This window comes from Ensifer sp. ENS08, assembly GCF_014852195.1.
GTDB lineage: Bacteria > Pseudomonadota > Alphaproteobacteria > Rhizobiales > Rhizobiaceae > Ensifer > Ensifer adhaerens.
Window position 1 is genome coordinate 654,303 of sequence record NZ_JACVBF010000002.1, and the last position, 23,014, is coordinate 677,316.

Sequence of the window (23,014 nt, forward strand, 5' to 3'; positions counted from 1 at the left end):
GCGGACGGGTTCGCCATCCGGAGATCGATCGCGGAGGATTGTGCGATGACCTGGCTACCGGCGGAAAACCGCTACGACACCATGAAATATAACCGTCTCGGCCGTTCCGGCCTGAAGTTGCCGGCGATCTCGCTGGGGCTCTGGCACAATTTCGGTGGCGACACACCGCATGACCGCAAGGTCGACATGTGCCGCACGGCGTTCGATCTGGGCATCACCCATTTCGACCTCGCCAACAATTACGGCCCGCCTCCGGGCTCGGCCGAGACTGCCTTCGGCGAAATCATGCGCACGGACTTCGCGCACTTGCGCGACGAACTGATCATCTCGTCCAAGGCCGGCTACGACATGTGGGCCGGCCCCTACGGCGAATGGGGCAGCCGCAAGTACATGATCGCATCCTGCGACCAGAGCCTGAAGCGCATGGGCCTCGACTATGTTGACATCTTCTATTCGCACCGTTTCGACCCGGAGACGCCGCTCGAAGAAACCTGCGGTGCGCTCGACCATATCGTGCGTTCGGGCCGGGCGCTCTATGTGGGGATTTCCTCCTACAACTCGCAGCGCACCCGCGAAGCCGCCGCGATCCTTAAGGATCTCGGCACGCCTTGCCTCATCCACCAGCCGAGCTACTCCATGCTCAACCGCTGGATCGAGGACGATGGGCTGATCCATACGCTCGAAGATCTCGGCATCGGCTCGATCGTTTTCTCGCCGCTCGCCCAGGGCATGCTGACGACGAAGTATCTTGGCGGCATCCCGTCTGATAGCCGCGCGGCGCAGAACCACTTCCTGAAGAAGGACTTCATCCGCCCCGAGATCATCGACAACATCCGCAAGCTGAACGGTATCGCCGAAAAGCGCGGCCAGACGCTGGCGCAGATGGCGCTTGCCTGGGTGCTGCGCAACGGCCGGATCACCTCGGCATTGATCGGCGCCAGCCGTTCCGAGCAGATCGTCGATTGCGTCAAGGCGCTCGAAAACGACACGTTCACGGCCAACGAACTGGCCGAGATCGATCTCTATGCGCGCGAGGCGGACATCAACCTCTGGGCCAAGTCGGCCGAGCTCTGATTTCGACCGAAAATATTGATTTGCCTGCATTTTAGGCAAAGCACATCGCTTTCCGGCATATTAGACAAAAGTCGAATAAACGCCGGAAAGCGGCTTCTGGACATGGTCCGGTGTTTCTGTAAGGTGCGACAATGCCTGCCGGTTGCGGTGCTGATCTCAGTCGCTTTCGGCGGGTAACGAGGAGGAGAGCCACCGTTTGTCCGGGAAGGGGCAGGGTGGATTGATGGGTAGAGGCGCGCTGCGCCCGCCCTTTGGCGAGAACTAGGGGAGGAACCATGGATCGCCGTTCATTCATTAAAAACGCAAGCCTCGGCGGCTTGGCGGCCGCAGGTGCAGCCGCGCTTGCGACGCCGGCCATCGCGCAGGCAAACCCGAAGGTGAACTGGCGCCTGGCGTCGTCGTTCCCGAAGTCGCTCGACACGATCTATGGCGGCGGCGAAGTGCTGTCGAAATACGTCTCGGAGGCAACCGACGGTGCTTTCCAGATCCAGGTCTTCGCTGCCGGCGAAATCGTTCCAGGCCTGCAGGCCGCTGACGCGGCTGCTGCCGGTACGGTCGAAGCCTGCCACACGGTCGCATACTATTACTGGGGCAAGGACCCGACCTGGGCGCTCGGTGCAGCCGTTCCCTTCGCGCTCAACGCGCGCGGGATGAACGCCTGGCACTACCATGGCGGCGGTATCGACCTCTTCAACGAGTTCCTCGGCACGCAAGGCCTCGTCGGCTTCCCGGGCGGCAACACCGGTGTGCAGATGGGCGGCTGGTTCCGCAAGGAAATCAAGACGGTTGCCGACATGCAGGGCCTGAAGATGCGCATCGGTGGTTTCGCCGGCAAGGTCGTCGAGAAGCTCGGCGTCGTGCCGCAGCAGATCGCCGGCGGCGACATCTACCCGGCGCTCGAAAAGGGCACCATCGACGCTGCCGAATGGGTCGGCCCCTATGACGACGAGAAGCTCGGCTTCTACAAGGTTGCGCCCTACTACTACTATCCCGGCTGGTGGGAAGGTGGTCCGACGGTCCACGCCATGTTCAACAAGGCGGCGTTCGAAGGACTGCCGAAGAACTACCAGTCGCTGCTGCGCACCGCCTGCCACGCCACTGACGCGAACATGCTGCAGAAGTACGATTACCTGAACCCCTCGGCGATCAAGCGCCTGGTGGCTTCGGGTGCCAAGCTCAGCCCGTTCAGCGCCGAAATCCTGTCAGCCTGCTTCGACAAGGCCAACGAGGTCTATGCCGAGATGGAAGCCTCGAACCCGACCTTCAAGAAGATCTGGGACTCGATCAAGGCCTTCCGCGGCGAGTACTACCTCAACGCCCAGATCGCCGAATACAATTACGACACCTTCATGATGATCCAGCAGCGCGGCGGCAAGCTCTAAGCTTTCGCCTGTTGCAGACGATCCCGGCCGCTCGCGACATCCGTCGCGGGCGGCCTTTGCGTTTCGGCTGCCACTCCTGCAAGCAATCGCGCATGGCCTGCGCCGGGCGAGCCCGAAAAGCGGCAGCCGGAGCCCATGCACTTTCGTGGTATGGTTGCGCCCTCGAGCAAAGGGGAGAAGGTGCAATGCCAATCGAAGGCCAATCGATCGTGCTCGGCCCTAACGAGGGCCGCCGCTACGACATGGGCGCCATCCAGGCCGTCTTCAAAGCCGACGGCGCTGAAACCGCTGGTCGATTTTCGGTCTCGGAATGGTGGCTCGATGCCAGGCACGAGGGACCGGGCGCCCACAAGCACGACGACAACGACGAGATCTTCTACGTGATCGAGGGCACGGCGAGCGTGCTCGTCGGCGACATCTGGCACCAGAAGCCGAAGGGCTCGCTGTTCGTCATCCCGCGCGGGACGATGCATGACTTCAAGAACGAGAGCGAAGCGCGCATGGGGCTGCTCAACGTTTATGTCTGCGGTCCATTCGAGGAGGCGATGCCGATGATCGTCGACTGGTACCGCGACAATCCGGCCAAGCGGCTGGATTGAACGAGTTCGGTCGTCGTCTCAGCGATTGTAGAAATGGAAAGGGCGGCTTATCGGCCGCCCTTTGCTTTTCTGTCTGCCAGCGGTCCTACTTGAACGACGGCGGCTGGCTGAGGTCGTTTGAGGGGGCCGGTTGTGGCTGGGCACCCGGGCTGCCAAACGACGGAGGCTGGCTGAGGTCGTTCGACGGAGCGGTCTGCGGCTGGGCGCCACCCTGATCGGCCGGCTTTTGGTCGAGCGGGCTGCCGCCTGGAAGCTGCAGGCCGCCGGGCAGGCCGAGACCGCCACCGCCGGCGCCGAAGCCGGGCACCTCGATCTTGATGGTGTTCGGATCGACGCCCGTTCCGGTTCCCTTGTAGTGCATTACCATCTGCGGGAACATGATCGTCAGGCCCACCATCACGATCTGGATACCGACGAAGGGTACGGCACCCCAGTAGATCTGGCCGGTCGTAACGGGCTGGATCGACTTGCCGGTGATCTTGTCGAGATAGGGCACCTTGGCGGCGACCGAGCGCAGGTAGAACAGCGCAAAGCCGAAGGGCGGATGCATGAAGCTCGTCTGCATGTTGATGCCGAGGAGCACGCCGAACCAGATGAGGTCGATGCCAAGCTTGTCGGCAGCGGGCGCAAGCAGCGGCACGATGATGAAGGCGAGCTCGAAGAAATCGAGGAAGAACGCCAGGAAGAAGACGAGCAGGTTGACGGCAATCAGGAAGCCGGTCTCGCCGCCCGGCATCGCCGTCAGCAGGTGCTCGACCCAGATATGGCCGTTGACGCCATAGAAGGTGAGCGAGAAGACGCGCGCACCGATCAGGATGAACAGCACAAAGGCGGAAAGCCTTGTCGTTGCCGTCAGTGCGCCGCGCACGACGTCCAGATTGAGACGACCCTTGGCGGCCGCCATGATCAGCGCGCCGACTGCACCCATGGCGCCGCCTTCGGTCGGCGTTGCGATGCCGAGGAAGATGGTGCCGAGGACGAGGAAGATCAGCGCCAGCGGCGGGATCAGCACGATGATGACCTGCTGGGCAAGCCTCGACATCGCATTGATCTTCAGGCCGCGGTCGAGCAGGGCGACGATATAGATGAAGGCAACGCCCACTGTGCCGCCGAGAATATCGGCGTTCTCGCCCTGGGTCGGGTAGAGATAGACGTGGGCGGCATAGGCAATGCCGGCTGCGACCGCGAGCGCGATGAACAGCGAGGTAACGCCGGAGCCCAGCGTGCGGGCTTCCAGCGGCAGGGCCGGCATGGAATCACGCTTCAGGATCGTCATGATCAGGATGTAGACCATGTACAGTCCGGTCAGCACCAGGCCCGGGATCAGCGCGCCGGCATACATGTCGCCGACCGAACGGCCGAGCTGGTCGGCAAGAACGATGAGCACGAGTGACGGCGGGATGATCTGGGCGAGCGTGCCGGAAGCCGCGATAACGCCCGAGGCGACCTTCCGGTCATAGCCGTAGCGCAGCATGATCGGCAGCGAGATCAGGCCCATGGCGATGACCGAGGCGGCAACGACGCCTGTCGTGGCTGCAAGCAGCGCGCCGACGAAGATGACCGCATAGGCAAGACCGCCGCGGATCGGGCCGAAGAGCTGGCCGATCGTGTCGAGCAGGTCTTCCGCCATGCCCGATTTCTCGAGCACGATCCCCATGAAGGTAAAGAAGGGGATGGCGAGCAATGTGTCGTTCGACATCACCCCCCAGAACCGGTCAGGCAGTGCGTTGAGCAACGGCCAGGAGAGATTGATCGAATCCGACAGCGGCGCAAGTTCGACGCCGATGATGAAGAAAAGCAGGCCGTTGGCGGCGAGCGAGAAGGCGACCGGGTATCCCAAAAGCAGGAACACGATCAGTGACGCGAACATGATCGGCGCCAGGTTTTCAGCAATGAATTCGATCATGGACGGGTCTCCGGAGACAGGACATCGTCAAGCGGCGCATGGGTCGGCACATAGGGTGTCGGGTCTTCCATGTTTCCGGTCATGATCGCGATTTTCTTGATGATCTCCGACACGCCCTGGAAGGCCAGCAGCAGGAAGCCGAAGAGCAGGATGGCCTTGGCCGGCCAGATGATCAGGCCGCCGGCGGATGATGAGACCTCGCCCGAGACGTAGGACATCTTCACATAGGGGAAGAGGTAATAGAGCACGAGCAGCACGAAGGGCATCAGGAAGAGGAGGTGCCCAAGAAGGTCGATCCAATGCTGCACGCGGCGCGAGAACTGACCGTAGACCACGTCGATGCGGATGTGCTCGTTCTGGCTCAGGGTATAGGCGGCCGCAAACATGAAGGCGGCGCCGAACAGATACCATTGCGCCTCGAGCCAGGCATTCGACGACATGTTGAAGATCTTGCGGATCACTGCGTTGCCGGCGCTGACGAGAACAGCGGCCAGGATCAGCCATGAAACGCTCTTTCCGATAAATTCCGTGATCGTGTCTATAAGTCGGCTAAAGCCGAGCAAAGCTCTCATCGATTTCCTCCCCGCGATGGCTTTTATGGTTCTTGTGCCAAGCATAGCCAGAGTGCCGATTTCAAGCGCACGTTCAAGTCTGAGGTGCGATTTTCCCGTGTAGTTCGGCCGCCTCCGACTAAAGTAGAATAGGGTGATCCAGCGCTTTGCCCATTGTTTGTGCAATCCGGTTGCAGACGGCGAGGCACGGCGATCGTCAGCCGCCTTAAGGTGCACATCGCCAAGCGAATCGATGTGGAAAGCCGGGCACAGGCGATACGACGCGCGAATTACTGCAACGTTGCAGGCTTGAATTTGTATGATTTTTGAGGTCGGATGGCGCCGCCAAGGGAGGACGCCTGAACCATGACTGCCATGATCCGAAACCCCATTCTGCCGGGCTTCAACCCGGACCCTTCGATCTGCCGTGTCGGAGACGACTACTACATCGCGACCTCCACCTTCGAATGGTACCCGGGTGTGCAGATCCACCATTCGCGGGATCTGGTGAACTGGCGACTCGTCCGCCGGCCGCTGGAGCGGGCAAGCCAGCTCGACATGCGCGGCAACCCGGATAGCTGCGGCGTCTGGGCGCCGTGTCTTTCCTATGACGATGGCCTGTTCTGGCTGGTCTACACCGACGTCAAGCGCTTCGACGGCAACTTCAAGGACGCGCACAACTACATCGTCACGGCTGAGGCGATCGAGGCGACCTGGTCGGATCCGGTCTACGTCAATTCCTCCGGCTTCGACCCGTCGCTCTTCCATGATGACGACGGCCGCAAGTGGTTCCTCAACATGCAGTGGAACCACCGCACCGAAAGCTTCGGCGGCTCGCCGAAACATCCGGCCTTTGACGGCATCCTGCTGCAGGAGTGGGACGAACGGACACGCAGGCTCGTCGGCCCAGTGAAGAACATCTTTGCCGGCTCACCGCTCGGCCTCGTCGAGGGGCCGCATCTGTTCAAGCGAAACGGCTGGTATTATCTGACGACGGCGGAAGGCGGAACCGGCTACGACCACGCCGTCACCATGGCCCGCTCACGCGCGATCGACGGCCCCTATGAGATGCATCCGGATATCTATCTGATCACGTCGAAGGACCACCCCGAAGCGCCGTTGCAGCGCGCGGGCCACGGCCAATATGTCGAGACGCCAGATGGGCAGGCCTATCATACGCATCTGACCGGCCGACCGCTGCCTCCCGGACGCCGCTGTACGCTCGGTCGCGAGACGGCCCTGCAAAAATGTGTCTGGCGCGATGATGGCTGGCTCTATCTCGAAAACGGCGGCCCGGTGCCGGAGGTGCTCGTGCCGGCGCCGGGACCGGCGGGGCAGGTGGCGACACCGGTGGTTACGGAAACGCATTTCGACGGCCAGGCATTGCCCGTCGAGTTCCAATGGCTGCGTACGCCGGAACCGGAGCGGATCTTCTCGCTCGAATGGCGGCCGGGCCACCTCAGGCTGTTCGGCAGAGAGAGCATCGGCAGCTGGTTCGAGCAGGCGCTGGTCGCGCGGCGGCAAGAGCATCATTCCTTCCGCGCCGAGACGACGGTCGATTTCACGGCCGTAACCTACCAACAGGTTGCAGGTGTGACGCATTACTACAATCGCCACAAGTTCCATGCGCTCGGCATCACCTGGCACGAAACGTTGGGCCGGGCGCTGACGATCCTCTCATGCCCCGGCGATTTTCCGCACGGCCGGCTGCAGTTCCCCGTCGGCAGCGGCATCGCCATTCCCGATGGTCCGATCGACCTTGCCATGGACGTTCGCGACAATGACCTGCAGTTCTTCTGGCGGGCGACCGCAGCGGTGGATTGGCAGCCGATCGGCCCGGTTCTCGATGCGGGCGTGGTCTCCGACGAGGGCGGCCGCGGCGAGCATGGATCCTTCACCGGGGCCTTCGCCGGCATGTTCGCCTTCGACACCTCAGGCGCGGGCAAGGCTGCCGATTTCGACCGCTTCCGCTACGTCAGCCTTGCGGCAAGTTGATCCGTAAACATTAGAATTATGGAATAAGTGATGGATATCATTACGCATTTGTAATGTAGAGTTTCATATTCGGTTCAGGAAGCGGGGTCTAATTTTCGGGTGCAGACAATGAAAGGACACCCGAATGAAACGTCTCCTGATCGCGCTCGTCGCCAGCTCCGTTCTGATTACGCCGGTCGCAGCCCTTGCCCAGCCGGCAGGATCCTTCGAGGTGGCGCAGAACTATGATCGTTCGCGTCGACCCGTCGATCGCGATTACGATCGTCACATGGACCGCCGCGTGGATCGTCACGTCGACAAGCACGTCACGATCGAAAAGCGGGTGATCGTCAAGAAGAAGGAGCGCTGGGCGCGCGGCCATCGCCTGTCGCCGGCCGAGCGCCGCCACATGGCGCAGGTGCGCGACTACCGTTACTACAAGCTTCGCCAGCCGCCGCGCGGCCAGCAATGGGTACGGTCCGGCAACGACTTCCTGCTGATCAGCCTTGCCACCGGCGTCATTGTCGGCCTGGCGGCAGCACGCTGATAAGGCACTCTGGGTTCAGCGAAGGGGCGGCGTTTTCACGCCGCCCCTTCGCCTTTTCGGTAACCGGCGCGTGGGTTTTGCCGGTCGCCAAAAAGCAGGAGTTCGATAGCGCCTGCCGCTTCCGGCGCGTCCCCATCTGCGGGTTCATCTCCCAGAAACGGATCGAACATCGGCACCGGCCGCCCGGCGGCGTTGAGCGCCATGCAGGTGAAGCGTGGTCGGCGCGGTACGCGCGCGGGGTCTGCCATCAGGCGGCCCGTGGCGACCAGCTGGCGAAGGGGTCGGCAAGATCGCGCCAACGTTCCGGACGAAAGCGCTCGTCGGCGATCAGGCAGGCATCGAGTTCGGCACGAAGCTCCGCCTCGTCCATCGGGTCGGCGCCGATGAAGACGATCTCCTGGCGACGATCACCCCAGACCGGGTCCAGGTAGGGACCGACCGCCTTCAGGAAACCTGGTTCGCGCGGCCATTGCTCCTGAGGCACGGCCGACCACCAGAGCCCCATCTTGCCGGTCCGCACAAGCGGGCCGGCCTGGCTGATCTCGCCGACATAATGCGGTCGGGTGGCGAGCCAGAAGAAGCCCTTGGCGCGAAGCACGCCCGGCCAGGAACGGTTGAGGAAGGCCTGGAAGCGCATGGGATCGAGCGGGCGGCGGGCGCGGTAGACGAAGGAGCGGATGCCGTATTCCTCGGTCTCCGGGATATGGTCCTTGAAGCCGTGAAGTTCCTTGTACCAGAGCGGATGTTCTTCGGCCTTGGCGAGATCGAAGCGGCCGGTTCCAAGCACCTCGCGCAGGTTCACCTTGCCAAAATCGGTTTCGATCAGCCGCGCATCGGGATTGAGCCCGACGATGATCTTGCGCGCGGCATCCACCTGCTCGGGCGTCGCAGTGCCGACCTTGTTCAAGACCACCACATCGGCGAACTCGATCTGCTCGACCAGGAGGTCGACGAGGGTGCGTGTATCGCCTTCGCCCGCCGTTTCGCCACGGTCGGCGAGGAAATCGAGCGAGGAATAGTCGGCCAGCAGGTTCGCGGCATCGACCACCGTCACCATCGTGTCGAGCCGCGCGACATCGGCCAGGCTTTCACCGTCCTCGTCGCGAAAATCGAAGGTGGTGGCGACGGGCAGGGGCTCGGAAATGCCACTCGATTCGATCAGCAGATAGTCGAAGCGGTTCTGTTCGGCGAGGTTGCGGACTTCCTTCAGGAGATCGTCGCGCAGCGTGCAACAGATGCAGCCATTGGTCATTTCCACCAGTTGCTCTTCCGTGCGCGACAGACTGGCACCACCATCACGCACCAGCGCCGCATCGATGTTGACCTCACTCATGTCGTTGACGATGACGGCGACGCGCAGCCCGTCGCGGTTGGAAAGCACGTGGTTGAGCAGTGTCGTCTTGCCGGCGCCAAGAAAGCCGGAGAGAACGGTGACAGGGAGCTTTTCCATCGATTGGTTCCTGTATGTTATATCGTTACGAATAATGCCGGTAAAAAAGGCGAGCGCGATTGCTCGCCTGATACGAGTGCGAAGTTTGGCACCGGACCTCTGGGCTGAACCCAACTTGCCGGCAGGTCGTCGTTCCAATCTCTCGGTCGCCTGTGGCTAGTCTTTCCGTCAATCCTCCTTGACCCGAGGTTCCAGCAGGCGGCCCGGTTCTGCACCCATCTCGCCGAGGATGGCCAATCCCGAGAATGATAGAGAGAGGGGCGGGCGCCCGTATAGCCGAGCCAAGCGAACGCCCACCGATACCGCCTTGGGAGGACGGGTCAGCTTGCCGAGGCGAGGCAGGTCTTCAGCGAGGTGCCGATCCCTTCCATCATCTGGAAATAGAGATCCGGGCCGGCCTCCAGCGTGCCGGCTTCCGGGTCGAGCGTACCGGATTTCGCCGGCGTTCCCTCGATCACCACATTGATCAGCTTCGGCTCGAACTGCGGCTCGGCAAAGACGCAGGTGGCACCGAGTTCCTTGATCTTGGCATGGATCTGCGACACCCGATCCGCACCGGGCAGGACCTCAGGGCTGACGGTGATCGAGCCGGCGACGCGAACCTTATAGCGGTGCTCGAAATACTGGTAGGCGTCGTGGAAGACGACGAAGGGCTTGTCCTTCACTGGTGCCACGGTTTCCGTGAGCTTGGCGTCGAGCGCATCCAGGCGCTTGTTCAGAGCGTCCAGATTGGCCTTGTAGGCGCTGGCATTGGCAGGATCGGCCTCAGTGAGCGTCTTTTCGATCTCGGCGGCCATCGCCTTGGCATTCATAGGATCGAGCCACATGTGCAGATCGGCATCGCCGTGGCCGTGATCGTGGTCATGGTCATGGCCGTGATCGTGCCCCGCTTCGCCCTCGGCATGCTTGTGGCCTTCCTCACTATGGCCTTCTTCACTGTGGCCTTCGTCGCCGTGGTCATGCGCCTCGAATGCACCGCCTTCGCGGAATTTCAGCTTCTCGATGCCTGGCGCTTCGCTGAGCTCCACCACTTTTGCGCCGCTGCTCAAGGCGTCGAGCGGCTTGTCGAGGAAGGCTTCGAGGCCGGGACCGACCCAGAAGACCACCTTTGCCGCCTGCAGGGCCGAGGCGTTCGAAGGCTTCATGTTGTAGGTGTGCGGCGAGGCGGCGCCCTCGACGATTAGCGACGGCTCGCCCACACCCTGCATGATCGAGGCGACAAGGGAGTGGATCGGCTTGATCGAAACCACCACATTGGGGCTGTCCGCTGCGGCGGGTGCCGCAAGAAGCATGGTAGAGGCAAAAAGCAGGGCGGATGTCGATTTCATCGGGTTCTCCGGGCTTGATTGGCGTGCCTGCCACATCGGCCAGGCGCGCTTCGGGCATGCAAAACTGTTACTCCAACGGGCCGTTGCCGGCCTTGAAGTTGTCATGTAATGTTATTACATCAATTGCGTTATGCTATAACGTGTGCGATAGCCAGTGGCAACCATGCAATCCGGAATTTTTTCATGCTGAATTTCCGTTCCCCAGAAGCGCTGCCGCTGGTCAATCTCAGCAATGCCGGCGTGCGCCGCAACGGTCGCTGGCTGGTGCGTGGCGTCGAATTCTCGATCAGCCCGGGCGAGATCGTCACGCTGATCGGCCCGAACGGCTCGGGCAAATCGACGACCGCGAAGGCGGCGATCGGAGTGCTGAAACCGGACGAGGGCTATGTCGAGCGCAAGCCGGGCCTGAAAGTAGGCTACGTGCCGCAGAAGCTTGCCGTCGACTGGACGCTGCCTTTGACGGTCGAGCGACTGATGACGCTGACCGGCCCCTTGAAGGGGCGGGAGATCGAAGAGGCGCTGTCGGCGACGGGCGTGCTGCATCTGGCGAAATCCGAGGTGCAGCATCTCTCCGGCGGCGAGTTCCAGCGCGCGCTGCTCGCCCGCGCGATTGCCCGCAAGCCGGACCTGCTGGTGCTCGACGAGCCGGTGCAGGGCGTCGATTTCAGCGGCGAGATTGCGCTCTACGAACTGATCAAGCAGATCCGCAACCGCACAGGCTGCGGCATTCTCCTGATCTCGCACGACCTGCATATCGTCATGGCCGAGACCGATACGGTCGTTTGTCTCAACGGCCATGTCTGCTGCCGCGGCACGCCGCAGGCGGTCAGCCAGAGCCCGGAATACCAGAAGCTTTTCGGCAGGCGGGCCGCCAATACGCTTGCGGTCTACAGCCACCACCACGACCACACCCATTTGCCCGACGGCCGGGTGCTGCATGCGGACGGTTCGATCACCGAACATTGCTATCCCGGTGACGGCCATCACCACGACGACGAGGAAAACGTGCACGACCACGGCGAGGATTGCGGCTGCGGCCACCATTCGCGGCTGCACGGCTATGACGTGAAGGAGAAGCGCGATGCTTGACGATTTCTTCGTGCGCGCGCTGATCGCCGGCATCGGCATTGCCGTCATGGCCGGGCCGCTCGGCTGCTTCGTCATCTGGCGGCGCATGGCCTATTTCGGCGACACCATGGCCCATTCGGCGCTGCTCGGCGTGGCGCTGTCGCTGCTGCTCGAGCTCAACCTGATGCTCAGCGTCTTCATCGTTGCTGCCGTCGTCTCGGTGCTGCTTCTCTTCCTGCAGCGGCGCGGGGCGCTGTCGACCGATGCGCTGCTCGGCATCCTCTCCCATTCAGCACTTTCCTTCGGCCTCGTCATCGTTGCCTTCATGACCTGGGTGCGCATCGATCTCGTCGGCTTCCTCTTCGGCGACATTCTGGCGGTCTCCGAGTCCGACATCGACATCATCTGGGGTGGCGGCATCCTCGTCATATTCGCGATTGTCTATCTCTGGCGGCCGCTCCTCGCCTCCACCGTCAATCCGGAACTGGCGGAAGCCGAGGGGCTGAAGCCCGAACGCACGCGGCTCTTTTTCATGCTCTTGATGGCGCTGGTGATTGCGATCGCCATGAAGATCGTCGGCATTCTGCTCATCACCTCGCTGCTGATCATCCCGGCGGCAACGGCACGGCGCTTCTCGACCTCGCCGGAAGTGATGGCGGTACTCGCATCGGTCATCGGCGCGCTCGCCGTCACCGGCGGACTTTTCGGCTCGCTTCACTGGGATACCCCGTCGGGACCGTCTATCGTTGTTGCCGCGGTTGGGCTTTTCGTTCTGAGTCTGCTACCGATCGGCCGCCGCCCGCTCGAGGCGGCGCATCATTCCACGCCTGGAGGGCACCACTAATGGCTACGCCGCAACTGACCAAGAACCAGACGTTGGTGATGGATGCGCTCAGCCACTCCGAAGGGCCGATGAGCGCCTACACCATTCTCGACAAGCTGCGCGATCACGGCTTCCGCGCCCCGCTGCAGGTTTACCGCGCACTCGACAAACTGCTCGAATATGGCCTCGTGCATCGGCTGGAAAGCCTGAATGCCTTCGTCGCCTGTTCTTGCCCGCATGACCACGAACACGATCACGGCGTCACCGCCTTCACCATCTGCGAAGGCTGTGGCCAGGTGACCGAGTTTCATGACGAGGCGATCGAGCAGCGGCTTTCGACGCTGACGCGGGCGCAGAACTTCAAGACCGAGAAGACGACGATCGAGATCCGCGGCCATTGCCAGAGCTGCGCATAAGGGCAACTCCTTCAGGGCCCGTGGAAAGCTTACCTTGAGGTGTTTGGCGCTCAGTCCAGCCGGGTGAGGTCGGCGGCGTAACGCCGCCAGTTCTTGACGTAATGCGCTGCCGAGCGTTTCAAGCCTTCGACCGCCGCATCATCCAGCGTGCGGATCGCCTTGGCCGGCGCGCCGACGATCAACGAATTATCCGGAAATTCCTTGCCTTCGGTGACGAGCGCATTGGCGCCGACCAGGCAGTTGCGGCCGATCTTGGCGCCGTTAAGCACGGTCGCGCCCATGCCGATCAGCGAGTTTTCGCCGATGGTGCAGCCATGGATGATGGCGCCGTGCCCGATGGTGCAGCCTTCGCCGATCGTCACCGGGAAACCGGGATCGACATGGATGACGACGTTTTCCTGGATGTTGGTGCGCGCCCCGAGCCGGATGGGCTCGTTGTCGCCGCGCAGGGTTACGCCGAACCAGATGCCGACCTCTTCGCCGATCTCGATCTGGCCGATGACATTGGCGTCCGGGGCCACCCAATAGCTGCCCTTCGGCGGCGTCTGTGGGCGAAGTGATCCAAGGGCGTAAAGCGGCATCCATTCTGTCCTTTCGCAACATGCCCGATCGGGGCCGGCCGGCAGGCGGCGGGCCGCCTGCCGGAAGTGAGCCGGTTAGACGACGCTGACGGCGAGCGCCGCAACCCCATCGACGCCGCAGGTGACCTCGTCACCGCGCGCGACCGGTCCGACGCCCGAGGGCGTGCCGGTCATGATGACGTCGCCGGGGGCCAGCGTGAAGAGTTTGGAGAGTTCGGCGATGATTTCCGGCACTTTCCAGATCATCTGGTCGAGATCGCCCTGCTGGCGGAGTTCACCGTTGACCTTCAGCCAGATATTGCCGTTGAGCGGATGGCCGATCGTTTCGGCCGATGCGATCGCCGAGAGCGGGGCGGAATGCTCGAACGCCTTGGCTGCAGCCCAGGGCTTGCCAGCCTTCTTCGCCTCCGCCTGCAGGTCGCGGCGGGTGAAATCGATGCCGACGGCATAGCCGTAGACGCAATCGAGCGCGTCCTCGACGGCGATGTTGCTGCCGCCACGTTTCAGGGCGACGACCAGTTCGACCTCGTGATGAACGTCGGTGGTCAAGGGCGGGTAGGGGAAGGCGCTACCGGCTGCAAGCAGGTTGTCCGGGTTCTTCTGGAAGAAGAACGGCGGCTCGCGGTCCGGGTCGTGGCCCATTTCGATCGCGTGGGCGGCATAGTTGCGGCCGACGCAATAGACCCGGCGAACCGGAAAGCCGACGAGGCTGCCGGAAATCGGCAGCAGCACGGGAAGCGGTGGGGGGATGATTGTTTCCATGATCGTCCGGTCTTGGGCGTCCGCCTGTCGCAACCGACAGGAAGAGCACCGCGCGTTTGTTGGGCGTTCGCCGTTGGCCGATTTCGGTTGAGGCGAGGCAAGAGAGAATCCGGACGTTACTGCATAAATCCGCGAATCGGAATCGATCCGCAGAAAAATTAAGAACAAGGATTGGGGACGAAGATTGTGATTAAGGCGCGCCCACCTGGGCGCGCGCGATCACGGCATCCGAAAGGTTGCCATCATCGGCAAAGTCAGGCGCAATGAGCGTAGGCCTGAAGCTGGTCTCGGGTCAGGAACCGACCGTCCGAACGCGAGTTGAGTTCAGGATGGCTGTATTCGAGGCTGGGGACCTGGGGAAGCTCAAGGGCCTGGCGCACGGTCATGATGCCGAGATCACGACGGCCACCTTCACGCTTCACGGTGACTTCAACGATGCGATAGAGATTGCTCTCGCTCATATGTTCTCTCCCGTATATCGTTTTTCTTGAATTCCCTTAATGGGACTAAGGCGCTCCGAAATTGGTTTTTGTGAGGCACCTCAGAATATAGTAGAAAGAAATGAATGCTTCACGACAGAAATCGGGCCATTTCTGGAAAAATCACCCGAGATTGGGCAGTAATGTGCTGAAATGATGCGTTTGCTGGGCGAATGCCCGGAGCCTGAATAATCGTACGCGGCCGTCAATGGCCGAAGCTTTCAATCAAAAAAGTCATCGTGTCGCTTGCTCGATGGCAAACGCTCGCCGCCTTCCAGCGGCACCTTTCGTTCAGCGCCGGTAGGCGCGTTAGTGCGTAGGCAACTCGGCTTCTTCGGCGGCCGAGATGAACAGCGATCGGGCCTCTTCTGCGGTGCGACGGCCGTCGATGGCGGCGCGGCAGGCACTGCGGGCGGCGACATAGAATGGTCCGCGGCGAGGCCAGTGGTCTGCAAGGCAGGCGAGGGCGTCTGAGGGGCCTTTGACGGTGCGGCAATCGCCGCTAACGAAGTCGAGTTCGATCGGCTGTTTCCAGACTAATTGCATGCGTCTCCTCCTCGAGATCATCTCAATGAACATCGGCATTTGCGACCGCCGGCCTCTGGCTCCTCTCGAGAAGGTCGGCAGTCGATCTTGCTAATGTAGCGCAGGAGTTCGCTTTTGTAAGCAGCTTTTCGGTTATGGCAGGACAGGCTGCCGCCGGCGGCCGCTCCGCCTGGCGCGAGTGCCACGATTGGCGTTATCTGGCGATGCCACGCTGCAAGCTTTCGGCGAAGGCGCGACCGGCAATAAGCAGGCGTCCTTCGCTGGTATTGCCTGCGAGATAGTCGTCGATCAGCATCCTGGCATGCCGCCGCGCAGGCTCCCCGTCTCGCGCCCAGCCCTGTTCGATGCAAAGCGCGTCAAAGACGCGCTGCAACCGCTCCATGTCGGCCTTCGACAGCGCCAGGCATTGTGTCGCTCGCAATGGGGCCACCCGTCCCTCCCACAAGGCCGCATTCCCGCGCGCACTATGGCAGAAGGCCGGCGAATTGAACCCCTCGGGAATGAGGGGTTATACGGGCACGCCCGTTGCCGTCGGGATTGTCAGGCCGCCGGGACGACGCGGTCCACCTTGGTTCGGCGACCGCCTTCCTCGATCCGGTAATAGTCGGAGCCGATCTGCGCATACTGGTCGCAGCGCCGGCCGCCATCCTCGAAGGTGATGCAGACCTCGTCGCCGGTGATCGTGTAGCTGCCGCCATCGCGCACCTCGTAGTCACGATAACCGTAGCGGCCGTCGGGGAAGAAGGTGGAGTTGACGCCGTTGAGATTGTACCGCAGCGTCTTGCCGACGAGGAAGGCCTGGAGCGCATCGCCCGAAAGCGTCGGAACGGATGGGGCGGTCGGCCGGGGTTTTGCGACCTCAGGCGCCTCCAACTCCATCGATTGGCACCCGGCCAAGAGAAGCGTGAGAAGTGCCGCGATCGCGCGTTTCATGCCGTCTGTCCTTATTCCTGTGACCGGTAACGATACAGGAACGCTGCCCTAGTCCTGTCCGCGGTCGCCGTCAACCCCGTGCTGTGCGTAGCGGCGGGGCTGAAGCGAGCTGATCATCTGCCTTCTTTCCGTTGGCAATCGCGAGTTTCGTCTTTTGTGAAACGAAGGCGCAAAAAGCGCCTGTCGCTCAAAAAAGGCTCGTGCCAACCGCGGCAGCGACCGTGGCCGCCAGCGCCAGCAGCAGAAATGCGGCGCCGATGACGGTCGCTATTGTCCGTCGGCGCCGTGCGCCGCTCCAATCGTAGCTCATGTTTCGCTCCGATGACGATCCAGTCGAGGCGGCAAGATGTGCGATTCTTCTTAACAAAGTGGAAACCATGCCCGGCGCGGAGCCGCCGTCGGCAGGACGCTATTCACGCCGGCCGTGTTGCCGGCACCTTGCTGGAGGCCTCGTCCGTGCCGTATCGCGAGGAGCTCAGGGGAGTTGTCGCAACGCAGGCGCTTGTCGCTGCAGCGCTGATCGTTGTGACGCGGTGCAATCCGTGGTAGCTCGTCGCGCAGTTGTACGAATCCCGATGATGCGTTCGGTTACCCTGCCGTTGATTTCGGAGCGTTTTTTCGCAGTTCCTTGGATCGGGCGCGATAGGCTGACCAAGCGGCGTGCGCCTTCGGCCGACACACGTCAAGATGGAAGGAAGCAAGGGTATCCATGCGCTGCCTGGTGATCAATCTCGACCGTTCCCCTGAGCGACTGATCCACATCGGAAGCCAGTTTTCCACCTTCGGCCTGAATTTTGAGCGCGTGGCTGCCGTTGACGGGCGAGAGCTCGATGACGCCGTGTTCGCGATGCAGCCGGTGTCGAAGCAGTGGAAGAGGATGAACAAGGCTGAAATCGCCTGCTTCATGAGCCATCGGAAGTGCTGGGCCATCATCGCGGAAGGGAGCGATGCCTATGGCGCGGTGATCGAGGACGATGTCTTCTTTTCGCCGAGCGCAACCCAGGCGCTGTCGTCATCGGATTGGATCCCGGCCGAGGTGGGCCTGCTGAAGATCGAAACTTTCCGGCAGAAGGTGTTTCTCAGCCGTGCCCGTGTGCTCGCCGATGCCGGGCGCACGATCCATGCATTGCGGGGATGCCATGTCGGCACGGGCGGCTATGTCATCTCTCGGGACTATGCAAAAAGACTGCTTGAGCTTTCGGAAGGGGCGTTTCCATGCCCTGTCGATCATTTCATGTTCGACGATGAGGTGCCGCGGCCGGACGACTGCCGCATTCATCAGCTCTATCCGGCCGTCTGCATCCAGGGCATGCTTCTCGACAGCGCCGACCCGGCGCATGGAAGCACGATCCGCAAGCCGGCCGGAGCAGCGGCTCGCGTGAAGTTGAAGCTCAAGATACATCAGAAATTCTGGCGCGAGTGCAAGCGACTGTCACTGCAGGTGGCGGCGTTGCCGCCGTTCCTCTTGCGCAGCATTCGCTACCGCTGGACGATCGTTCCCTTTGGGTGACGGGTCGCGTTGCTGAAGCCTCCTCGTTGCCTCTCATTGCCGTAGGTGTCTAAAGCTCGCTTTCTTCGGCGTCGCGTTATATAAGCCCGGCAACACTAGATAATGCTTGCTGGCGGCATGCGCGAATTTTCGGCGCTGCCCTTGCCGCGGCCATTGAACAAGAGACGCACGAAAGATGACTGAGACCGCAGGAAAAGCTGCGCGCACAAAGGCGTATTTCAACGCACCGGTCTTCGCCGTTGCGCCCATGATCGACTGGACAGACAGGCACTATCGGTTTTTCGCGCGGCAGCTATCGAAGCATGCGCTGCTCTATACGGAAATGATCGTCGCCGAGGCGATCCTGCGGGGGGACAGGCAGAGGCTGCTCGGCTTTGACGTATCCGAGCATCCGGTGGTGCTGCAGCTCGGCGGTAACGATCCGGCGAAGATGGCGGAGGCGGCACGGATCGCCGAAGGCTTCGGCTATGACGAGATCAACATGAATGTCGGCTGCCCGTCGGACCGGGTGCAATCCGGCACGTTTGGCGCCTGTCTGATGCAGGAGCCGCAAACGGTTGCCGCCTGCGTTGCGGCGATGAAGGCGGCGGTAAAAATCCCGGTTACGGTCAAGTGCCGTATCGGGGTGGACGACCAGGATCCGGAAGTGGCGTTGCGCACGCTCGTCGCGCAGGTGATCGATGCCGGCACGGACGCCGTCTGGGTGCATGCCCGCAAAGCCTGGCTACAGGGCCTGAGCCCCAAGGAGAACCGCGAGGTCCCGCCGCTCGACTATGGCCTCGTGTATCGGCTGAAGCAGGAAAATCCCAATCTTTTCATCGGTATCAACGGCGGTCTTCAGACCCTGAATCAGGCGCGTGAGCAGCTTCCGCATCTGGACGGCGTCATGCTCGGCCGCGCTGCCTATCACGACAGCGCCATGCTGACAGCGGCCGATCGCCATTTCTCGCATCCGCTGACTGGCGCCAAGCCAATCGTCGAAGACGGCGCCACCTTCTCAGAGCGCGGCCATCGTCTCGATCTTGATTTCTGGGCGGAGGTCCGTGACGCCATGGCCGATTACGCCGCCGCGCATATCGCCAATGGCGGCCGGCTGATCCACGTGACCCGCCACATGGTCGGCCTGTTCCAGGGCTGGGCGGGTGCGCGACGCTATCGCCAGATCCTGTCCTCCGATGCGACCCGCCAGGGCGCGGGGCCGGACGTAATCCACGCGGCCTTCGACGCGGTCTTCGAGGCGACGGCGGCCAAGCAGGCGGCGGAGTAGGCGGTCGTCGAGTGTGCGGGCGCCCGCGGGGCGTTCGAGGGTAAGTGCCGCAGACCTCTCGGTTTGTCGTCCTCGAGTTTGCCCGAGCGCTCATTGGGCCGCGCGTCCGGCGCAGGCTTTGCTGCGTCGAGAGAAGATGGCGCCTCTGGTTCTGGATGCTCGGGTCGAGCGCAAGCATGACGGAGGGGCTGGAGCTGCGTCTGGAGACGCGCTGCCTATAAGGCCGGGTTTAGGAACGGATCCGTGGGGGTTGAGGCGCGCCCCAAACGAAAACGGCGCCCCTTGCGGAGCGCCGTTTCCAAATGAGTGTCCGACTGGACGATCCGGCTTAGGCAGCCTGGATGTTGACGGCCTTCGGGCCCTTGCCCATGCGATCCGGCTCGGTGTCGAAGGTGACCTGCTGGCCGTCCTTGAGCGTAGCGAGGCCAGCGGCCTGAACGGCGGAGATGTGTACGAACACGTCCTTCGCGCCGCCATCCGGCGTGATGAAGCCGAAGCCCTTGTCCTGGTTGAAGAATTTTACGATGCCCTTGGTGGCCATGGAAGAAGTCCTTTTCCTTCAGTCAATTTGCGTTGCCCGCGCCCCCTGGGGGATGTGGGCATCTCGTCTTCCGCTTGCAAGCGGAAAGGCGTCGAGTGGTCACGATATCGGGGAAAAGACGTCTACGGTGCCGCTGCCGGCGGTCCCGACACAAGGCCGGGCGCAGTTGAAAGTCCAGTCTCCGGGATAGAAATCGCCCGAACGGGGCAAGAAGTGACAGGATTTGCAGAAAAAGGCAAGCGCCTTGTGCGCCGCGGGAAGCCGTCCAGCCTCTGTCTTTGCAGGGCTTTGGCCGGTTCTCGACCGTCGCTTTCCGGGCAGGGAGAAAAATCGGGGACGGACGGTTTCCGGACACAATTTCGTCCCGACCTCGACGGAACGTGCGCGCCGCCAACGGGCGTTTGCGTTTTGGGGGCGGACTGCCGGGGGGAAGGCTTGCGCCTCTCCATAACACTTGCGCATCCCCGGGATAACGCGCAGGTTTTACCGAAGGTTGGTTCCGTCTTGACCGCCGATGGCGTAGCCAGTGGCGCAGACGGGCGGCCGCGAGGACGGACGAAGTATCGCCGTGCGGACGAGGTGTCGCCGTGCGGACGAAGTATCGCCGGGGCTGAATTGGTGAGAGTGCGCCGGCCAGGTCTTGCTGGTGGCGAGAGTGACATACGGAGAGGGACAGCGTGATCGACCCTTACGAACTGCTTGGACTGGAACGCGACGCCGACAATCAGGCGATCCGCAACGCCTATCGCAAGGCGGCGAAATCCGCGCATCCGGATTCCGGCGGCGATCCCGAACAGTTCGCGCGACTGCAGGTGGCCTATGAGCTGCTCAAGGATCCGGTGCGCCGCAAGGTCTATGACGACACCGGTTACGATCCGCAGCTGGCCGACGCGCGCGATCTCAAGGGCCTGATGATGCTCGAAACGCTGGTCAACGAGTTCATCCTCGACGAGCGCGAGCCCGGCAGCTTCGATCCTGTCGCCGCGATGCGGCGCAAGCTTTCGGACGATATCGTCAAGAGCCGCTTCCATATCCTCGAACTCGAGCGCCACCGGGCCCGCGTGCGCAAGCACCTCGACCGCCTCGGCCGCCGGCCGGAGACCGACGTGCTCGGCTCGATGCTGCGCGCCCGCTCGCGCTCGATCGCCGAGGCGATCAAGAGCACCGACGAGCAGATCAAGACGATCGAGCAGGCCTATGAAATGCTGGAGGGGTATTCCTACGAGCTTGAGGCGCTGGAGGTGAAGGCGCACGCGGCGGAGTAGGCGGCGCCGTCTCGACTTTGCCTGTGGTAAGTACGCCGGGACGACGACGACACCCGTGATCCGAACACCTGGCTGTCGGCCGGCGCGTTCGGCGGCGTTGATATCACCGGCCTTCGCCTTTGTGGCACCGCTGTGCAGTCGCCTCCATCGGTGCCATAGTCTTCGTCTGTGTCCGATAGCCGGGACCTCTGCCATCGTCTGGAGCGAAGGAGAGTGGCATGAGCCGCTCACACATGCGTGCAGCCGTTTTCCTGCTGGCGACCATGCTCGCCGCCTATCTCGCGGTCAGCTATTTTCTCGTCCCAGAACTCTGGGTCTTCCATGATTCCAGGCGCAGGGCTCCGCTCAATCCCATGGTAACTTCCACGGAGCAGGGCATTCCCGGCGACCCGATCAATGTCGGGCTGGTCGGCTCCAAGGAGCAGATCATCCGCGCCTTCGCCGCGGCCGGATGGGACGCCGCCGACAAGGTGACGCTCAGTTCCTCGGTCGATATCGGCCTCAGCGTCGTGCTCGACCGGCCGGATCTCGACGCGCCCGTCAGCCCGCTGTTCTATGAGGGGCGCAAGCAGGACCTGGCCTTCGAGAAGCCGGTCGGCCACAGCGCCGACCAGCGCAACCATGTGCGCTTTTGGCAGACGACCAAGCCTGTGGAGGGCAGCGGCCCGCTCTGGCTCGGTTCGGCCAGCTTCGACCGCGGCGTCGGCCTCAGCCACGATACCGGCCAGATCACCCACCACATCGGCCCCGATCTCGATGCCGAACGCAATCTGGTCATCGACGACCTCGACAAGGCCGGGCAGGTGGCATCGACCTATGAGATCCCCGGCATCGGCGCCACCACATCGGGTCGCAACGGCGGCGGCGATCCTTACTTCACCGACGGCAAGACCTTGGTCGGAGTACTCAAGCCGGCAGGCGAAGGGGGCGGTGCGGAGGCCGCGAAGTGAGTGCGCACCGCCGCACGCGGAGCAAGGACGCGGCAGGCGCAGAACGCGGCGATGGATCAAAGGCTTAAAGCGCAAATCTGAAAGATTGTGGCGCGGGGCGGCACAGCGGACGGCGCGCGCCCCGTCACCTACGCGTTACGGACGCCCCATGAACAGCGACAACGATGCAAAATCGTCGTGCAGGTGGCCGGCGGCGATGGCACGGCGGAAGATCGCCTCGTAGCCGTCGGTGATCGTCCGGTCGATGCCGCGGGCGGCCATCAGCTCGACCAGATGGTGGAAGGCGCCATAGTGCGGCGAGACCGAGGAAAGCGTGTCGTCGTCGGCCGTATAGCGCCCGGCGGCGCTACGCTCGATCAGGTCGGCGACGAGGCCATCGATGACAGGCGCCGTCGCCGACCATTGCTTGCCAAGCGTTTCGAGATCGATCGCCTCGGCGCGGCAGACGGCGATCGATTGCAGCGCGCCGAACAGCGCGCCCCACATCAGGGCGAGCACCGCGCTGTCGAGCGCGTTGGCAAGGCCCGGATCAGCGCCGATATGCTGCACATTGCCGCCGAGCGCGCCGAGCACTGCGCGGCTTTCCTCAAACGCTGCGGCCGGGCCGGAGATGAGCAGCGTGCCCGCTTCGGTGCCGATGAAATCGGGCGTCGCCAGGATCGCACCGTCGAGGTAGCGGATGCCATGTCGCCCGGCCCAATCCTGCACCTCGCGGGCGCCGTCGGGCGTGCCGGAGGTCAGCTCGATGATCAGCTTGCCCTTGAGGGTGCCAGTGACGTCAGGGTCGCGCAGCAGGCTCTGCGTCGCCAGGTAGTCGCTGACATTGACGATGACGATGTCGGAGGCTGCGACGGCGTTGCGTACGCTGGCCGCCACTTCGGCTCCGGCTGCGGCGAGCGGCGCGGTCTTTGCCGGCGTACGGTTCCACACCGTCGTCGGGTGCCCGGCCTTGAGCAGCGCATGCGCCAATGCCGACCCCATCCGCCCCATTCCCAAAACGCTGATTGCAGGTTGCATATCCAGTCTCCATATCCTTGGTGCGGGATCGGCGCTCCCTACGCG

26 protein-coding genes are annotated in these 23,014 nt (G+C 62.7%); 12 read left to right on the plus strand and 14 right to left on the minus strand.

Going from position 1 to position 23,014, the window contains the following annotated elements; translation table 11 throughout:
* Positions 1-45 precede the first annotated feature (45 nt).
* The 3 genes from mgrA (at position 46) to IB272_RS08850 (ending at position 3,055) form a co-directional block, all read left to right on the plus strand.
* Positions 46-1,074 (plus strand): L-glyceraldehyde 3-phosphate reductase, encoded by a 1,029-nt coding sequence (mgrA, locus tag IB272_RS08840; RefSeq protein ID WP_060584940.1) that lies wholly within the window; start codon positions 46-48, stop codon positions 1,072-1,074.
* A gap of 275 nt (positions 1,075-1,349) precedes the next feature.
* Positions 1,350-2,456 (plus strand): TRAP transporter substrate-binding protein, encoded by a 1,107-nt coding sequence (locus IB272_RS08845; RefSeq protein ID WP_034788435.1) that lies wholly within the window; start codon positions 1,350-1,352, stop codon positions 2,454-2,456.
* A gap of 185 nt (positions 2,457-2,641) precedes the next feature.
* Entirely contained in the window at positions 2,642-3,055 is a 414-nt protein-coding gene (locus IB272_RS08850) for a cupin domain-containing protein (protein ID WP_192444318.1), read from the plus strand.
* An 85-nt stretch (positions 3,056-3,140) separates the two neighbouring features.
* Here IB272_RS08850 and IB272_RS08855 read toward each other — a convergent pair whose 3' ends face one another.
* Entirely contained in the window at positions 3,141-4,961 is a 1,821-nt protein-coding gene (locus IB272_RS08855) for a TRAP transporter large permease subunit (RefSeq protein ID WP_034788443.1), read from the minus strand.
* The gene (locus IB272_RS08860) at positions 4,958-5,533 is read right to left on the minus strand and encodes a TRAP transporter small permease subunit (protein WP_060584944.1); all 576 of its coding nucleotides are present in this window, start codon (positions 5,531-5,533) and stop codon (positions 4,958-4,960) included. Before IB272_RS08860 ends, IB272_RS08855 begins: the two co-directional genes overlap by 4 nt.
* A gap of 345 nt (positions 5,534-5,878) precedes the next feature.
* Here IB272_RS08860 and IB272_RS08865 point away from each other — a divergent pair, with 345 nt between their 5' ends.
* Positions 5,879-7,507, plus strand: a complete 1,629-nt coding sequence (locus tag IB272_RS08865; protein ID WP_060584946.1) for a glycoside hydrolase family 43 protein — start codon at positions 5,879-5,881, stop codon at positions 7,505-7,507.
* Between the two features lie 124 nt (positions 7,508-7,631).
* Entirely contained in the window at positions 7,632-8,033 is a 402-nt protein-coding gene (locus IB272_RS08870; RefSeq protein ID WP_034788451.1) for an RcnB family protein, read from the plus strand.
* Positions 8,034-8,068: 35 nt separating this feature from the next.
* Here the strand turns inward: IB272_RS08870 and IB272_RS08875 are convergent, their stop codons facing one another.
* The 3 genes from IB272_RS08875 to znuA all read right to left on the minus strand — a co-directional run bounded on the left by IB272_RS08875 (position 8,069) and on the right by znuA (position 10,811).
* Positions 8,069-8,236: a hypothetical protein gene (locus tag IB272_RS08875; protein ID WP_162733016.1), complete on the minus strand. Its 168-nt coding sequence runs from the start codon at positions 8,234-8,236 to the stop codon at positions 8,069-8,071.
* Positions 8,237-8,280: 44 nt separating this feature from the next.
* On the minus strand, positions 8,281-9,483 hold the full coding sequence (gene zigA / locus IB272_RS08880; protein WP_060584948.1) for a zinc metallochaperone GTPase ZigA: 1,203 nt from the start codon (positions 9,481-9,483) through the stop codon (positions 8,281-8,283).
* Between the two features lie 320 nt (positions 9,484-9,803).
* Positions 9,804-10,811 carry a zinc ABC transporter substrate-binding protein ZnuA gene (gene znuA / locus IB272_RS08885; protein WP_060584950.1) on the minus strand — a complete coding sequence of 336 codons (1,008 nt, stop codon included), beginning with the start codon at positions 10,809-10,811 and terminating at the stop codon, positions 9,804-9,806.
* A 183-nt stretch (positions 10,812-10,994) separates the two neighbouring features.
* On the opposite strand from znuA, the gene IB272_RS08890 reads away from it, so the two are divergent.
* Genes IB272_RS08890 through IB272_RS08900 form a run of 3 tightly spaced genes read left to right on the plus strand, consistent with a single transcriptional unit; the run spans position 10,995 to position 13,118 of the window.
* Positions 10,995-11,900 (plus strand): metal ABC transporter ATP-binding protein, encoded by a 906-nt coding sequence (locus tag IB272_RS08890; protein WP_060584952.1) that lies wholly within the window; start codon positions 10,995-10,997, stop codon positions 11,898-11,900.
* Positions 11,893-12,723, plus strand: a complete 831-nt coding sequence (gene znuB / locus IB272_RS08895; protein ID WP_034788464.1) for a zinc ABC transporter permease subunit ZnuB — start codon at positions 11,893-11,895, stop codon at positions 12,721-12,723. The genes IB272_RS08890 and znuB overlap by 8 nt, the downstream gene beginning before the upstream one ends.
* Positions 12,723-13,118, plus strand: a complete 396-nt coding sequence (locus IB272_RS08900) for a Fur family transcriptional regulator (protein ID WP_034788467.1) — start codon at positions 12,723-12,725, stop codon at positions 13,116-13,118. Before znuB ends, IB272_RS08900 begins: the two co-directional genes overlap by 1 nt.
* A 50-nt stretch (positions 13,119-13,168) precedes the next feature.
* Here IB272_RS08900 and IB272_RS08905 read toward each other — a convergent pair whose 3' ends face one another.
* The 7 genes from IB272_RS08905 to IB272_RS35360 all read right to left on the minus strand — a co-directional run bounded on the left by IB272_RS08905 (position 13,169) and on the right by IB272_RS35360 (position 16,729).
* Positions 13,169-13,699, minus strand: a complete 531-nt coding sequence (locus tag IB272_RS08905; RefSeq protein ID WP_034788469.1) for a gamma carbonic anhydrase family protein — start codon at positions 13,697-13,699, stop codon at positions 13,169-13,171.
* Between the two features lie 75 nt (positions 13,700-13,774).
* A complete protein-coding gene (locus IB272_RS08910) occupies positions 13,775-14,461 on the minus strand; it encodes a fumarylacetoacetate hydrolase family protein (protein WP_060520644.1) in 687 nt (228 codons plus the stop codon).
* A gap of 254 nt (positions 14,462-14,715) precedes the next feature.
* The gene (locus tag IB272_RS08915) at positions 14,716-14,922 is read right to left on the minus strand and encodes a hypothetical protein (protein WP_034788476.1); all 207 of its coding nucleotides are present in this window, start codon (positions 14,920-14,922) and stop codon (positions 14,716-14,718) included.
* Positions 14,923-15,249: 327 nt separating this feature from the next.
* Positions 15,250-15,486, minus strand: a complete 237-nt coding sequence (locus tag IB272_RS08920) for a DUF982 domain-containing protein (RefSeq protein WP_082566472.1) — start codon at positions 15,484-15,486, stop codon at positions 15,250-15,252.
* Between the two features lie 193 nt (positions 15,487-15,679).
* On the minus strand, positions 15,680-15,916 hold the full coding sequence (locus IB272_RS08925) for a hypothetical protein (RefSeq protein WP_226020688.1): 237 nt from the start codon (positions 15,914-15,916) through the stop codon (positions 15,680-15,682).
* 110 nt (positions 15,917-16,026) lie between these two features.
* Positions 16,027-16,419, minus strand: a complete 393-nt coding sequence (locus IB272_RS08930) for a hypothetical protein (protein ID WP_060584956.1) — start codon at positions 16,417-16,419, stop codon at positions 16,027-16,029.
* A 187-nt stretch (positions 16,420-16,606) separates the two neighbouring features.
* On the minus strand, positions 16,607-16,729 hold the full coding sequence (locus IB272_RS35360; protein ID WP_255380892.1) for a hypothetical protein: 123 nt from the start codon (positions 16,727-16,729) through the stop codon (positions 16,607-16,609).
* 399 nt (positions 16,730-17,128) lie between these two features.
* On the opposite strand from IB272_RS35360, the gene IB272_RS08935 reads away from it, so the two are divergent.
* Both IB272_RS08935 and dusA read left to right on the plus strand, forming a co-directional pair.
* On the plus strand, positions 17,129-17,929 hold the full coding sequence (locus IB272_RS08935) for a glycosyltransferase family 25 protein (protein ID WP_192444319.1): 801 nt from the start codon (positions 17,129-17,131) through the stop codon (positions 17,927-17,929).
* Between the two features lie 175 nt (positions 17,930-18,104).
* Positions 18,105-19,196 (plus strand): tRNA dihydrouridine(20/20a) synthase DusA, encoded by a 1,092-nt coding sequence (gene dusA / locus IB272_RS08940; protein WP_192444320.1) that lies wholly within the window; start codon positions 18,105-18,107, stop codon positions 19,194-19,196.
* A 328-nt stretch (positions 19,197-19,524) separates the two neighbouring features.
* Here dusA and IB272_RS08945 read toward each other — a convergent pair whose 3' ends face one another.
* Positions 19,525-19,737 carry a cold-shock protein gene (locus tag IB272_RS08945; protein ID WP_034788487.1) on the minus strand — a complete coding sequence of 71 codons (213 nt, stop codon included), beginning with the start codon at positions 19,735-19,737 and terminating at the stop codon, positions 19,525-19,527.
* 677 nt (positions 19,738-20,414) lie between these two features.
* Between IB272_RS08945 and IB272_RS08950 the strand changes: the two genes are divergently transcribed.
* The gene (locus tag IB272_RS08950; protein ID WP_034788490.1) at positions 20,415-21,002 is read left to right on the plus strand and encodes a J domain-containing protein; all 588 of its coding nucleotides are present in this window, start codon (positions 20,415-20,417) and stop codon (positions 21,000-21,002) included.
* A gap of 218 nt (positions 21,003-21,220) precedes the next feature.
* Positions 21,221-21,952: an LssY C-terminal domain-containing protein gene (locus tag IB272_RS08955; protein ID WP_192444321.1), complete on the plus strand. Its 732-nt coding sequence runs from the start codon at positions 21,221-21,223 to the stop codon at positions 21,950-21,952.
* Between the two features lie 135 nt (positions 21,953-22,087).
* Here the strand turns inward: IB272_RS08955 and IB272_RS08960 are convergent, their stop codons facing one another.
* Complete coding sequence (locus IB272_RS08960) at positions 22,088-22,969, minus strand: NAD(P)-binding domain-containing protein (RefSeq protein WP_192444322.1); 882 nt, start codon at positions 22,967-22,969, stop codon at positions 22,088-22,090.
* Positions 22,970-23,014: the final 45 nt, after the last annotated feature.

Bases quoted from the DNA above. Each gene is read 5' to 3' on its own strand.
- IB272_RS08910 (WP_060520644.1), bottom strand. From the start codon at position 14,461: ATGGAAACAATCATCCCCCCACCGCTTCCCGTGCTGCTGCCGATTTCC.
- IB272_RS08955 (WP_192444321.1), top strand. From the start codon at position 21,221: ATGAGCCGCTCACACATGCGTGCAGCCGTTTTCCTGCTGGCGACCATG.
- IB272_RS08890 (WP_060584952.1), top strand. From the start codon at position 10,995: ATGCTGAATTTCCGTTCCCCAGAAGCGCTGCCGCTGGTCAATCTCAGC.
- IB272_RS08915 (WP_034788476.1), bottom strand. From the start codon at position 14,922: ATGAGCGAGAGCAATCTCTATCGCATCGTTGAAGTCACCGTGAAGCGT.
- IB272_RS08860 (WP_060584944.1), bottom strand. From the start codon at position 5,533: ATGAGAGCTTTGCTCGGCTTTAGCCGACTTATAGACACGATCACGGAA.
- znuA (WP_060584950.1), bottom strand. From the start codon at position 10,811: ATGAAATCGACATCCGCCCTGCTTTTTGCCTCTACCATGCTTCTTGCG.
- IB272_RS08850 (WP_192444318.1), top strand. From the start codon at position 2,642: ATGCCAATCGAAGGCCAATCGATCGTGCTCGGCCCTAACGAGGGCCGC.
- IB272_RS08945 (WP_034788487.1), bottom strand. From the start codon at position 19,737: ATGGCCACCAAGGGCATCGTAAAATTCTTCAACCAGGACAAGGGCTTC.
- IB272_RS35360 (WP_255380892.1), bottom strand. From the start codon at position 16,729: ATGAGCTACGATTGGAGCGGCGCACGGCGCCGACGGACAATAGCGACC.
- znuB (WP_034788464.1), top strand. From the start codon at position 11,893: ATGCTTGACGATTTCTTCGTGCGCGCGCTGATCGCCGGCATCGGCATT.
- zigA (WP_060584948.1), bottom strand. From the start codon at position 9,483: ATGGAAAAGCTCCCTGTCACCGTTCTCTCCGGCTTTCTTGGCGCCGGC.
- IB272_RS08930 (WP_060584956.1), bottom strand. From the start codon at position 16,419: ATGAAACGCGCGATCGCGGCACTTCTCACGCTTCTCTTGGCCGGGTGC.
- IB272_RS08900 (WP_034788467.1), top strand. From the start codon at position 12,723: ATGGCTACGCCGCAACTGACCAAGAACCAGACGTTGGTGATGGATGCG.
- IB272_RS08845 (WP_034788435.1), top strand. From the start codon at position 1,350: ATGGATCGCCGTTCATTCATTAAAAACGCAAGCCTCGGCGGCTTGGCG.
- IB272_RS08920 (WP_082566472.1), bottom strand. From the start codon at position 15,486: ATGCAATTAGTCTGGAAACAGCCGATCGAACTCGACTTCGTTAGCGGC.
- IB272_RS08855 (WP_034788443.1), bottom strand. From the start codon at position 4,961: ATGATCGAATTCATTGCTGAAAACCTGGCGCCGATCATGTTCGCGTCA.
- IB272_RS08905 (WP_034788469.1), bottom strand. From the start codon at position 13,699: ATGCCGCTTTACGCCCTTGGATCACTTCGCCCACAGACGCCGCCGAAG.
- IB272_RS08935 (WP_192444319.1), top strand. From the start codon at position 17,129: ATGCGCTGCCTGGTGATCAATCTCGACCGTTCCCCTGAGCGACTGATC.
- mgrA (WP_060584940.1), top strand. From the start codon at position 46: ATGACCTGGCTACCGGCGGAAAACCGCTACGACACCATGAAATATAAC.
- IB272_RS08960 (WP_192444322.1), bottom strand. From the start codon at position 22,969: ATGCAACCTGCAATCAGCGTTTTGGGAATGGGGCGGATGGGGTCGGCA.
- IB272_RS08865 (WP_060584946.1), top strand. From the start codon at position 5,879: ATGACTGCCATGATCCGAAACCCCATTCTGCCGGGCTTCAACCCGGAC.
- dusA (WP_192444320.1), top strand. From the start codon at position 18,105: ATGACTGAGACCGCAGGAAAAGCTGCGCGCACAAAGGCGTATTTCAAC.
- IB272_RS08875 (WP_162733016.1), bottom strand. From the start codon at position 8,236: ATGGCGCTCAACGCCGCCGGGCGGCCGGTGCCGATGTTCGATCCGTTT.
- IB272_RS08870 (WP_034788451.1), top strand. From the start codon at position 7,632: ATGAAACGTCTCCTGATCGCGCTCGTCGCCAGCTCCGTTCTGATTACG.